This is a genomic window from Gemmatimonas sp., from assembly GCF_036405635.1.
GTDB lineage: Bacteria > Gemmatimonadota > Gemmatimonadetes > Gemmatimonadales > Gemmatimonadaceae > Gemmatimonas.
In genome coordinates this window covers 52,204-64,019 of record NZ_DASWXE010000030.1, presented here as the reverse complement: position 1 = coordinate 64,019, position 11,816 = coordinate 52,204, and the positions used below count along the sequence as shown (strand labels likewise).

9 protein-coding genes are annotated in these 11,816 nt (G+C 66.7%); all 9 read right to left on the bottom strand.

The features are described from left to right. Positions 1–30: 30 nt before the first annotated feature. On the bottom strand, positions 31–1,128 hold the full coding sequence (locus tag VGE27_RS01675; protein WP_331047892.1) for an alanine--glyoxylate aminotransferase family protein: 1,098 nt from the start codon (positions 1,126–1,128) through the stop codon (positions 31–33). 45 nt (positions 1,129–1,173) lie between these two features. After that, the gene (locus VGE27_RS01670) at positions 1,174–1,863 is read right to left on the bottom strand and encodes a haloacid dehalogenase-like hydrolase (protein WP_331047891.1); all 690 of its coding nucleotides are present in this window, start codon (positions 1,861–1,863) and stop codon (positions 1,174–1,176) included. Next, complete coding sequence (locus VGE27_RS01665; protein ID WP_331047890.1) at positions 1,860–3,260, bottom strand: FAD-binding oxidoreductase; 1,401 nt, start codon at positions 3,258–3,260, stop codon at positions 1,860–1,862. Before VGE27_RS01665 ends, VGE27_RS01670 begins: the two co-directional genes overlap by 4 nt. Before the next feature lie 15 nt (positions 3,261–3,275). Further along, entirely contained in the window at positions 3,276–4,880 is a 1,605-nt protein-coding gene (gene serA / locus VGE27_RS01660; protein ID WP_331047889.1) for a phosphoglycerate dehydrogenase, read from the bottom strand. 145 nt (positions 4,881–5,025) lie between these two features. Beyond that, positions 5,026–5,559 (bottom strand): MerR family transcriptional regulator, encoded by a 534-nt coding sequence (locus VGE27_RS01655; protein ID WP_331047888.1) that lies wholly within the window; start codon positions 5,557–5,559, stop codon positions 5,026–5,028. 55 nt (positions 5,560–5,614) lie between these two features. Next, positions 5,615–6,859, bottom strand: a complete 1,245-nt coding sequence (locus VGE27_RS01650) for a sigma-54-dependent transcriptional regulator (protein ID WP_331047887.1) — start codon at positions 6,857–6,859, stop codon at positions 5,615–5,617. Positions 6,860–6,988: 129 nt separating this feature from the next. Then, positions 6,989–7,894 carry a hypothetical protein gene (locus tag VGE27_RS01645; protein ID WP_331047886.1) on the bottom strand — a complete coding sequence of 302 codons (906 nt, stop codon included), beginning with the start codon at positions 7,892–7,894 and terminating at the stop codon, positions 6,989–6,991. A gap of 205 nt (positions 7,895–8,099) precedes the next feature. Continuing rightward, the gene (locus VGE27_RS01640) at positions 8,100–9,212 is read right to left on the bottom strand and encodes an HD-GYP domain-containing protein (RefSeq protein ID WP_331047885.1); all 1,113 of its coding nucleotides are present in this window, start codon (positions 9,210–9,212) and stop codon (positions 8,100–8,102) included. A gap of 18 nt (positions 9,213–9,230) precedes the next feature. Further along, entirely contained in the window at positions 9,231–11,813 is a 2,583-nt protein-coding gene (locus VGE27_RS01635) for an ATP-binding protein (protein ID WP_331047915.1), read from the bottom strand. Positions 11,814–11,816 lie beyond the last annotated feature (3 nt).

Below are 11,816 nucleotides of genomic sequence, written 5' to 3'. Positions count from 1 at the left end.
TCCGATTGTCTCACCGAACCACCACAATGCCTACGCCAGCAACTCCTCGATCGCTTCGGCCGTCGCTTCGAGCACACGCTCCAGCGCGTCCATGCGGTGATCACCCATGTGCCCGATGCGGAACGTGCTCGCCTTGAGCTTGCCGTAGCCACCGCCAATCACGAAACCGCGCTTGGCGACAGCCTTCACGATATCGTCGCCCTTGAGGTTGGCGGGCAGGGAGACTGCCGTGACCGTATGGGTGGTCGCGCCATCGGGCGCATACACCGAGAACTCGGCGCCCACCCGTGCTCGCAACTCGTGCACCCAACTATGCGTGTGCTCGGCCATCGCCGTATGACGATCCCAGCGCCGTTCGATCGTTTCCTGCGCAATGCGTTCACCCTGGACGGCGGTGGCATAGAGCAACGACAGTGCGGGGGTGTTGGGCGTCTGATTCTTGTGGATGTACTGCTCGAACTCCACCAGGTCGAAATACAAGCCGCGTCCTGCGGCAGCCTTGGCCTCGCCGATGAACTTCTCGCTGGCCACACCGAACGCGAGGCCCGGTGGCAGTGCGAGTGCCTTCTGCGAACCGGTCAGCACGAAGTCGAGATCCCATGCGTCCGTCTCCACCGGCACGCCGGCGAGGCCGGTGACGGAGTCCACCAGCACGGCGCAGTCGTAGCGATGCGCGAGCCGAGTGAGCGGCTCGAGATCGGTGAGCACACCGGTGCTGGTTTCCGAGTGCACCACGGTGAGTGCGGAATAACCGCCGCGCTTGAGCGCCGTTTCCACCTCATCCAGCGCAACGGGTGCGCTCCAGTCACCACCGATCACGGTGGCCTCGCGACCGCACGACTGCGCGATGTTGGCAAACCGCTCACTGAATGCGCCGTTCACCAGGCACAGAATCGCGCCGGGACGTGCGCAGCGAATGGCGGCTTCCATCAGGCCCGTCGCGCTGGAGCTGGACACGTACACCGGACGCGTGGTGCGGAAGATCGGCTTGAGCCCGTCCTGAATCCGTGCAAACAATGCCTCGAACACGGCACCACGGTGCGGCAGCATGGGCTGCAGCATGGCCCGCAGTACGTCGGGGTGCACTTCCGTGGGGCCGGGCAGAAAAAACGTGCCGAAGTCGCTCATCGATCAGCCGATTGGTAACTGGAAACGATCTGAATCAAGACTGGATCAGGTCTCGAACAGCAGGGGATACAGTGCGTCGGCCGAATTCGCTTCGGCATCGGCAACCGCCACCACTTTCTCGCGACGCGCCACGCCGGTGAACGCGAAAAACGCATCCACCACACCACGTACGGCGGCGTCGGTACTGCCGTCACCCACCATCGCCACGGGCCCGCGCAGTTGCAGCGCGTTCACCACCTGCGGCTTGCCCTGCTGGGTGGCGAGACGCTGCTCACCGTCGAGCAGACTGAAAGTGCCGTCTTCATCACGGGCCAGCGACACGGCATGCACGCGGTCGGCGGCCACACCCAGGTGCAGCGCCAACGGAATGATGGCGGCGCGCAGGCCGCCGCTCAGGAGGTGCACATGCACCCGCGCATCGAGCAGGTCGCGCACGAGCGCGGGCATGCCGGGCACGATGGTCTCGCGATAGGCATCGCCCAGCATGAGCAGCTCCGCGCCCGTGGGGCGGATACGTGCAAGGCGCCGCGTGTAGACGGCGTCGATGGGGATCTCACCGGCCATGGCCTGGTTGGTGAGCGCCTCGCTCTCACGCGCGATGGCGTCGTCGCGCAATGTGGCCAGCCAGTCGATGCCCTCGATGCTGGCCAGCGTGGAGTCCACGTCGAACACCACGGTCTTGAAGCGCGGCTTGGCGTTGGCGGCATGTCCTGCGTTCACGAACCGTTCGGTCACAACACATTCCCCGGTGCGAGCAGGCCCAGTGGGTCGAGCTCACGCTTGAGCGCGCGCATCACGCGCTGCTGCGCGTCACTGGCCTGCAGTGGCAACCAGCGCCGCTTGATCTTGCCGATGCCATGTTCGGCGGCGACGGTGCCACCCATGGCGATCACTTCCTTGAGCGTCGCGTACACCACCTGCTCGATGCGGGCGAGTTCGTCCGCATCCTGCGCGATGATGTTCTGGTGCGGGTGGCCATTCCCGGCATGCCCGTAGGCGATGCCCCGCGGAGTTCCCGCTTCATCGGCAAAGCGGCGTGCGATGGTGAGGGCTTCTGCGAGGCGCGGATACGGCACGGCCCAGTCGGTGCTCACCTTGCGCCCGCCAAACACGCGTCGCGTCGCGCCCCGCTCGTTCATCGTGGCCGGTACGGCATGACGCATGCGCCGAGCTTCGTTCAATGCGCTCACCGAGTCGTACACACGAATGTCCTCGGCCGACGCCCGGTGCAGCTCTGCCAGCGCGAGCCAGGCATCGAGCGGCAACTCTTCGCTACTGCCGTCGGCGCCGGTCTCCTCCACGTATACCATGGCGCTGATGCCCGGAGCCCATGCGCCGGCCCCTTCGGCCGAACGGGCAATCTCCATCGCCCCCTGGTCGAAAAACTCCAGACAGCGTGGATGCACATCGGGCGCGCGCCGCGCCGCCACCACGAACGCCAATGCATCGGCTTCGTTCGCGAATGGCACGGCAAGCCCCAGTACCTGCGGTGGCAGTGGATACAGCGCAAGCTCCGCCTCCACCACCACACCCAGCGTTCCCTCGCTGCCCACGAACCAGTCCACCGGATCGTGGGCGATGGGATAGCCCACCGTGTTCTTCTCGAGCGCAGGCCGGCGCAGTTCGAGCTGCTCGCCATTGGCCAGCAAGACGGTGAGCGCACGTACGTGCGGACCGGTGGCACCGTAGCGCAGCGAGCGCGCACCAGAGGCGTTGCAGGCAATCGCGCCGCCGATGGTGCTCTCTTCCTCGCTGGTGGGGTCGGGCGTGAACAGCAGCCCGGCTTCCTCTGCGGCGCGGCGTACATCCGCGACAATGGCACCGGCGCCAACTCGAATCACGCGGGCATCGGTGTCCACGGCACCGATATGCGATAGCCCACGCAGCGACAGCAGCACACCATGATCGACAATGGATGCGCCGGTGGTGCTGGACTGCGCACCGGCCGGCGTGACCGGTGTGCGGTCGGCCGTGGCGGCGCGCAGCAGTTCCTGCACTTCTTCGATGGAGGTTGGACGCGCCACCATGTCAGCGACCATCTCGAGGCCGGACACATCGCGCGCGAACGCGCGACGCACATCCTCGTCGTGCGTGACGGTAGCCAACCCACCCACAAGCGACGCAGCGCTCACGGACTGGCTCACCGACTATTCGTCGCGGAAGTGCACGATGCTGGCCGATCGCACATCGGACAGTTCGAGCAGCGCCTTGCGCGTCTCTTCGCTCACCGTGCCGTCCACCGACACGGCGGCGAGCGCGTCACCACCCTGCGCGAGACGCGCCTGGTGATACTCGGCGATGTTCACGCCACGCTCACCCAACAGCGTCCCCACGCGGCCGATGACACCGGGCACGTCGTGGTTGGTGAGTACCAGCAGTGTCTGCCGTGGGTTCACGTCCACATGGAACGAGCCGATGCGCGTGAGGCGCGGTGTGCCGCCCTCTGGAGCCACACCGGCGACCGCGAGCTGCTGCATGCCACCCGACAGCGACACTTCGAGGGCACGTCCCGATCCGAGCTCTGTGGTCTCTGCGACTGACAGTTCGAGGCCGCGTGCTTCCGCCAACGAGCGGGCGTTGATGAGGTTGAGACGATCGGTTTCGATCACCCCTTCCAGCACACCAGCGGCGGCGGCCGCCAGCATGGCACCCGTGCCATGCGCGAGATCGGGGCTGACGCGCAGCGCCACACGCCGCACGGCGCGCATGCCCTGGTCGGCCAGCACCGCGCGTGCCACGGCCGCGGCACGACGGGTGAGCAGCATTGCGCTCTGCAGCTCACTCCATTCGCCCGTCGCGCCCGACACATTGATGGAACGCGAGAGATCGTTGTGCAATAGTGCATCACGCACGGCAACACACACGTCGCGCGAGACGTTGCGCTGCGCTTCCACGGTATTCGCGCCAAGGTGCGGCGTGAGTACCAGGTTGGGCACGTTGCGCAGCGGACTGTCGGGCGAGAGCGGTTCCACCGTGAACACATCGAGCACGGCGCCACGCAGCTGGTCGGTTTCGAGCGCGGCAAGCAGCGCCGCTTCTTCGATCACACCACCACGGGCGAGATTCACCACGACCGAGCGCGCCGGCATGCGGGCGAGTTCGCGCTTGCCGATCATGCCACGTGTCTCGTCGGTAAGCGGCACGTGCAACGTGAGGATGTTCGTCTCGGTCAGCAGCGCATCCAGCGAAGGTGCGCGTCGCACACGCAGCGCGGCGAAGCGCTCATCGGCGATGTACGGGTCGTACGCCACCACCGTCATGCCGAAGGCATGAGCGCGCGTGGCCACTTCACTGCCGATGCGGCCAAGGCCGACGATGCCGAGCGTCTTGCCCTTGAGTTCCCGCCCCATGAACTTCGCGCGATCCCAGCGCCCATCGCCCATGGCGGCAGACGCGGTGGGCAGCTGGCGCAGCAGTCCGATCACGGTGCCGAAGAACAGCTCCGCCACGGCGACCGTGTTGCCCGCCGGCGCGTTGATGATGGCGATGCCGAGGGACGTGGCCACATCGAGTTCGATGTTGTCCACGCCCACGCCCGCGCGGCCCACGACCTTGAGCTTGCTGCCGGCTTTCAGCAGTTCGGCCGAGATGCGCGTCGCGCTGCGACCCACGATGGCGTCGTACTCGCCGATGCGGCGCAGCAGATCATCCTTGGGGAGCGTGGGGAGTTCGTCCACCTGCAACGCGGGTTCCGCGGTGAGGAGAACGACGCCTTCCTGATCGACTTCGTCGGTGACGAGGACGCGAAACATGTATGACGAGTGAGGCAGCAGTGATCTGCGCGTGAGTACAACGACGCAACGGACGTCGAGTGAATGCTACGCACCTACGAAGCTGACGAAACGACGACGGACGATCACAGGGATCGTCCGAGGATTGTCGAGCAGTGGGTCGGGGTTACTGACCGAGTGATCGGCGCAGCGAATCCCGCAAACTCACCAGCGTGTCGTCATCGGCCGCCGGCGAATCCTCGCGCACGTGCAGCTCCACGCCTTCTGCAACGATAACCCGTCGCCAACTCGCAACGGGATTGCCTGCACGAGACGCACTGGCGTCCATCTGCAGGGACAGAGCCGGAGCCAGCGACGCCGCGACACGCCGTTCGAGCGCATCACCCGTGGTTTCGCGCATCTCGGCCTTGATCGAGTCGAGCGTCTGTCCCTCGCGCTGCCGAATCTTGATGGCAAGCAGTTGGAGCAGGTGCCGATAGCCGTACGTGGCGGCGGTGCCGGCGCCCTCAGGGCGATCGAGCAGTCCGTTGGCCACGTAGAAACGCACCGCGCGCGCACTGGGCACCGCACGCGCCGAGGCATTGGTGGGCTTTACGCCCGCCGAGTCGACAAGAGCGGCCGCGTGCGCAGCGAGACCGCGCGCATTCCACGGAGCGTGGCGCGCGTGGGCGCGCAGAAGTTGAACAGGAGACTCGGCCATGGGACGCGCAATATACGCGGATCGGGGCCGCCGTGCCCGCCTGCCTTTGCGGTGTTCAGGGCAGGCGGTATCGCTTGATCTTTTCGAGCAGGGTGGAGCGCGCGATGCCGAGGGCCTGAGCGGCGCGGGTGCGGTTTCCGCGATGGGCGGCCAATGCGGCGCGGATGGCTTCGCGCTCCACTGCGTCGAGCGGCCGGGCGCCCGCGGACCCGGCGGTCGCGCGCGCCACCGCGGCCGTGCCAGGCAGCGCAAGGTGGACGACGTCAATGATGTCCTGGCCGGCGAGCACCTGGGCGCGCCAGAGGACATCGCGCAGCTCGCGCACATTGCCGGGCCAGCGGTGGGCGGTGAGCGCATCCTGTGCGGCGGGCGAAAGGGCCGCCCCGGCCGTCAGGAAGGTGTTGGCGAGGGGAAGGATTTCGTCGGGCCTGGCTCGGAGCGGCGGGAGGGTGAGCGTCAGCGTCTGAAGCCGGTAGTAGAGGTCGGCGCGAAACCGGCGATCAGCCACCGCCTCCGACAGCGGCGCGTGCGAGGCGACAATGAGCCGGGCGCCCGAGAAAAGTGGCGTGCGACCGCCGTGTCGGGAGAACCGCCGATGGTCGAGTAGCGTGAGCAAACGCTCCTGCGACTCGGCGGCGATCAGATCGACCTGATCGAGAAAGAGGGTGCCCTGACCAACCGCCTCGAGCAGTCCTGCCAGTTGAGTGAAATCGGCTGAATTTTCTATGCGTTCGCTGCCGAACAACTCTGAATCGAGATTTTCCGATTGGAACGCACTGCAGTCCATCTCGAGGTAAGGCAAATCGTTCTTTGGTGAACGATTGTGGATCAGCCGCGCCACGTAACCTTTTCCTGTCCCGGTCTCGCCCTGCAGCAACACCGGGCCATCTGACTGAGCGGCCAGCGTGACCAGCTCATCGAAGTTGGGCGCCAGCGTGGGGCGTGGGAGGGGGCTGGCGGGACCGCCATGCCTGCGTAGCCAGCGCAGTTCGCGACGTGCCCGTCCTTCGGTTGCCGCCGCCTGGAGCGCCGCCTCTGTTTCCCGAAGGTCAAAGAAATCGGGAACCAGGCAGGTACCGAACGATGTGGGCACCAGCTCGGGTGGCCGTTCAGCGAGATCGGCCGGAGACCCCGTGAGCACGAGCAACTGGGGTGCGTCATCGCGGGCCAGTGACAGAGCCTGATCGCGCGTGGCCGCGCCGCGGACAACGTGCCCGGCGTCGGTCAGGGACCGCACGAGGGCGTCCCGCACGGACGTCTCGCTTTCGAGGACCAGGATTGAGAGCGGCTGTGCGGTCATGCGTGGCACCCGTAGTTGACCCATGCGGGATGGGGTGAAACGACGCGGGGTGAAACGCCGAGCACCCGAGCGCCGCCCTGGGATTGGGCAGCGTCGGGTGCTCGGTAGCGGTCAAAAACCGCGAGCAGCTCAGCGCCGCTTCGCGCCCTTTTTGGCCGGTGCCTTCGCCGCCTTCTTGGCGGGCTTGGCGGCCTTCTTGGGTGCGGCCTTCTTCACCGCCTTCTTTGGAGCCGGCTTGGCGGCCTTCGAGGCCTTCTTCGCCGGAGCCTTGGCCGGCGCCTTGGCGCCCTTTTTGGCCGGGGCCTTAGTTGCCTTGGCGGGTGCTGCCTTCTTCACTGTCTTCTTGGACGCGGGCTTCGCCGGCGCCTTGGCCACCTTCTTGGCCGGGGCCTTGGCGGCCTTCTTGGCGGGCGCCTTCGCCGGAGCCTTGGCGGGAGCCTTCGCCACCTTCTTCGCGGCTTTGGCGGGAGCCTTGGCCGGAGCCTTCGCAGGCGCCTTGGCCGGGGCTTTCTCCGCCTTCTTGGCCGGAGCCGCCGGCGCTTCGGCCTTGGGGGCCGGTGCAGCCTTCGGCGCCTTGGGAGCCTTCGGCGTCTTGGCCGGCTTTTCGGCCTTCACCGGTTCCGCAGCGGGTGCTTCATCGTCGACGTCCTCGACCTCAGCGACTTCCGTTGCCGGGGCCGGTGTTTCGACGACCGGTGCCGGCTTCGGAGCCTTGGGCTTCGGAGCGGGCTTGGGCGCGCCGGGATTCTTGGGCGGGCGGCCAGGTCCGCGACGGACGATGGGGGCGCCGAACAGGTCGTCCTCCTCGTCGTCATCATCCATGGTGCCGTCGTCGTCGAAGCCATCGCTGTCCTCGTCGTCGTCGTCATCCTCGTCGTCATCGGCATCGTCCCACAGGGAATCGCCGCGGTCGGAGGGGAGGCCGTATCCGTCCTCCTCGTCGTCCTCATCGTACGACGAGCGACCATAGCCCCCCAGATCATCCATATCGTCGTCGATCAGCTGGAGCTTCTCCAACTCGTCGCCCTGCGACATGACCGCCTCCTCTCCATCGGAAAAGTTCTGACTGCGCGCGTACCGACAGTGCGCCGGCACACGATGCCAGGATCTCCGCCTGGCATGGGAACGTGCGCGAGCTCTCGCATGCGCACGCGCCATAGCTCCTAGTACATAGAGATTCAGCGGGAGTCAAGACGGAGCGCGATTTGAACCGCGTTCCGGCACCGATTCGTTATCGATGTCAGTCGACGCGGGGGATGGTGGGCACTTCACCGCGCTCGACGACGGCGCAGAGGGCTTCGCACACCCGCGGCTCGAGCAGGCTGCCAACCTGGGAGTTCAGATAGGCCAGCGTGTCCCGCGCCGACATGGGATCGCGATAGGCACGCTTGGACGTCAGGGCGTCGAAGGCGTCGGCCGCCGTCAGGATGCGGCCTCCCACGGTGATGTCGGTGCCCGATCGGCCGTGCGGGTAGCCGCCACCGCTCCAGCGCTCGTGATGGTCACGGATGTAGTGCAGGGCGTCGCCGAGGTGGTGGAGAGGACTCAGAATCTCGAGCCCGATCTGCACATGGTCCTTCACATGCGAGAACTCGTCGTCGGTCAGGCGTCCCGGCTTGTTGAGGACCTCCTCGCGAATGCCGATCTTGCCCACGTCGTGCAGACGGCCGGCGAGGTGGATCTGCTCCACGATGCCCGAGGCCAGTCCCAGTTCGTTGGCAATGGCGGCGCCCAGATCGGCCACCCGCTGCGAATGGCCACGGAGATAGAGGTCCTTGGCCTCCATCGCGTTGATCAGCGTTTCGGCGATGCTCACCGTGAGCGCCCGGAGCGCCTCCTTTTCCTGCTCCAGCTGGAAGGTGCGCAGGGCGACTTCCTCGCGGATCAGGCGGTCGATCGCGTGCCGCTCCATGGCCCGCATGCGGCGCATGGAGGCCCGTTCGACCGCAGCCTGCAGGTCGGGGAGCTCGACTGGCTTGGTGAGGTAGTCGAAGGCGCCGTTGGAGAGCGCGTCGGTGGCGCTCTGCGCATCGTTGACGGCCGTGAGCATGATGATCCCGAGGTCGGGATCGTGCGCGAGGGCCTGTGGCACGACCTCGAGGCCGCTCACGCCGGGCATGCGCAGGTCACACAGCATCAGCGAGAAGCGCTGCTCCGAGAGGATGGACAGTGCCGCCGTGCCCGAATCGGCCATCTCCACGTCGTAGCCGCGCGTGCGAAGGAAACGGCTCAGCGCGAGTCGAATGGTGGACTCGTCGTCGACGACGAGGATGCGCCGTAACGAGTCGTCCACCTGAGCCGCTCCGGCGGCTTCAATGGCACGTACGGGATCGACGGAAGGAGAGATGTCCATGACGACCAAGACCAGTATTCAAGCCGATAGCGCTGGCAATACGATGGTAACCGTTGTCCCGACGTCGGGCTCCGACTCCACGGTGATTGTGCCTCCATGCGCACGAACAATGCCGTAGCTGACACTGAGGCCGAGGCCGGTGCCGACACCATTGGGCTTGGTCGTGAAGAACGGTTCGAAGATGCGTCGCCGCACCTCCTCCGGCATCCCCTTCCCCGAATCGGTCGCCGAGATGGAGACCGTCTCGCCATGCCCCTTGGTGGCCAACGTCAACACGCGACGCGGACGATCCCGCATGGCGTACTCGGCATTGCCGATGATGTTGAGCAGCACCTGCTGCAGCTTCTGTGCATCTCCACTGACGCGCGGGGCTGACGGATCGAACTCGAGTTGCACGTCGATGCCACCGCTGCGCAGCGGGTATGCACGCAATCGTACGACCTGACCGAGTGCATCGTTGATGTCGACCGGCCCCGCTTCACGTTCGGTGTTGCGTGCGAAGAGCAGCAGGTCGTGAATGACGCCCTTGGCGCGGTCGGTTTCCTTCTTGATGAGCGACACCGATTCGTGCTGATCGTCGGTGAGCTGTTCTTCGAGCAACAGTTGCGCAAACGCCGAGATACCGGTGAGCGGGTTGTTGATCTCGTGGGCCACACCGGCCACGAGTTCACCCACGGCCACCATTTTTTCGGTGTGCCGCATCTGCTCCTCGAGTTGGCGCTCCTGACTCACATTGCGCACGCTCAGCACGCGACCCAGCAGCTCGCCATCCTGCGAGGTGAGTGGGCTGATCGCCACGACGGCCGGGAACTCGCTGCCATCGCGACGCCGGTGGACGTCGTGGGGCGCGCGGTGGCGTTGTTCGATGACTCCGGCGCCGCCATTCGTCGTGGCGTCTTCCTCTGGCGCGCGCCGGGCGCCCTCCGACACCACAAGCTCCTCGAACCGCATGTCCATCAACTCGTTCTGCGACCACCCGTATTCGCGGGCCGCTGCAGGATTGGCGTAGCGCACACCGACCCGATCGAGAATGAAGATCGGGTGGTTGATGGTCGTGAGCGCCGTGGCCAGCAGCTGTTCGCGGTCACGGGCGAGGCGTTCTTCCTCGTCGAGCAGCAGCGCGTCGAGCGCCAGGGCGAGCGACGCGGACAGACGTTCGAGGGTAATGCGATGGTGCCGGGAAAGCGGCGCGCTGCGGTGTGCGCTGGCGATGAGCACACCCAGTGTGCGGTTGCGCGCGATGAGTGGCAGTACGAACGCCCATTCATCGGCGAGCCCGGCCTGCAGACTTGCCGGCGCGAGCGGCGTGAGGTCGGTGCACTCGACCGCATTGCCATTCGGCGAGAGCTCCAGCAGCCCCATCAGGCTGGCCGGTCGATGACCGCGCAGTGCGTCGAGGGTGCCACTGGCCGCCACGTACTCGATCAGGCCATCGCGTCCGCGTGCGACGCCGATCGCCTTACCGATGGATGGAACGAAGCGGTCGAGTACGTGCAGCAGTTCGGACGCGCCTTCGTCGAGCTGCCGTGCGTGCAGGGCCACGCGGGCCACTTCGGCGGCGCCTTCGGCACGCTGGCGCTGCAGGTCCTGCAGCGTGAACAGGCGCGCGGTTTCCACGGCGGTGCCCGCGTGGCGGGCGAGGATGGCGATCAGCTCGAAGTCGTGGCTGTCGAAGGCTTGATGGGGTGGCGAGAGCAGGCGGATGACGCCAGCGGTGCGGTTGCCGTCGCGCACCGGGGCGCACAGCTCGGTGGTGCCGACCACCACTTCCACACCGTCCTGCAGGTGCGAGGCCAGTCGGGCGACGCCCGCCCGTGCCGTGGCTTCGACGAGAGCGACATCGGCGAGCGGCGCGAAGTCGGCGCTGGTCATCTGCCCATGTTCGAGGCTGACCACGCGCTCGAGTGAATCGAGGCGGCGGATGAACACCTCGCAGCGGGCGGCCGGCACCACCATCTCCACCGCTTCGGCGATGCCGCCCGGCAGTGTGTCCTCGCGCGAGAGCTGGGTCAGGCGCTGCTGGGCGCGGGCGAGTGCGGTGAGGCGTTGGGCACGCTGCTCGAGTTCGTCCCGGGTATCCGCATTGCGGAGCGCGAGGGCGCACTGCATGGCGATGCCGGTGAGCAGCGACCGGGTGGGTTCATCGAAGGTGCGCTGCTCGAGATAGCGCAGAGACAACAGCCCCTTCACCCGTCCTTCGAGCACGAGAGGCAGCAACGCAGTGGCGTGGACGTCGCTTTCCAGCATGCGCTGGGCGAGCACTCGCCCCCCACGCGCGTGCGCCTCGAGATCCTCGATGAAGTGCGGCTCGAGTTGCTGTACCGCCTCGCCGAGGAAGCTGTCCCAGAAGTTGCTGCCCATGCGTCCAGGGGACGTGACGACGACGCCCCACTGATGCTCGAGGCGGCCGCGCCGCATGTCGACATCGACGCCGTACAGCGCGAAGCCGTCGGCGTGCAGATGTGTGGCGGCAATGCTCTCCAGCGCGACGTACAGCGACGGGCGGGTCGTGGCGCTGGCAAATGCCTCGGCGACACGGGCGAGCACACTGCTGCCATTGCCGCCGCCATGCGCCGCGGGTGCAGTCTCGTCGGGGCGCATCAC

What these genes read in the sequence shown, in the direction of transcription:
- serA (WP_331047889.1), bottom strand. Translation starts at nt 4,880, where the DNA reads ATGTTTCGCGTCCTCGTCACCGACGAAGTCGATCAGGAAGGCGTCGTT.
- VGE27_RS01675 (WP_331047892.1), bottom strand. Translation starts at nt 1,128, where the DNA reads ATGAGCGACTTCGGCACGTTTTTTCTGCCCGGCCCCACGGAAGTGCAC.
- VGE27_RS01655 (WP_331047888.1), bottom strand. Translation starts at nt 5,559, where the DNA reads ATGGCCGAGTCTCCTGTTCAACTTCTGCGCGCCCACGCGCGCCACGCT.
- VGE27_RS01645 (WP_331047886.1), bottom strand. Translation starts at nt 7,894, where the DNA reads ATGTCGCAGGGCGACGAGTTGGAGAAGCTCCAGCTGATCGACGACGAT.
- VGE27_RS01635 (WP_331047915.1), bottom strand. Translation starts at nt 11,813, where the DNA reads ATGCGCCCCGACGAGACTGCACCCGCGGCGCATGGCGGCGGCAATGGC.
- VGE27_RS01640 (WP_331047885.1), bottom strand. Translation starts at nt 9,212, where the DNA reads ATGGACATCTCTCCTTCCGTCGATCCCGTACGTGCCATTGAAGCCGCC.
- VGE27_RS01650 (WP_331047887.1), bottom strand. Translation starts at nt 6,859, where the DNA reads ATGACCGCACAGCCGCTCTCAATCCTGGTCCTCGAAAGCGAGACGTCC.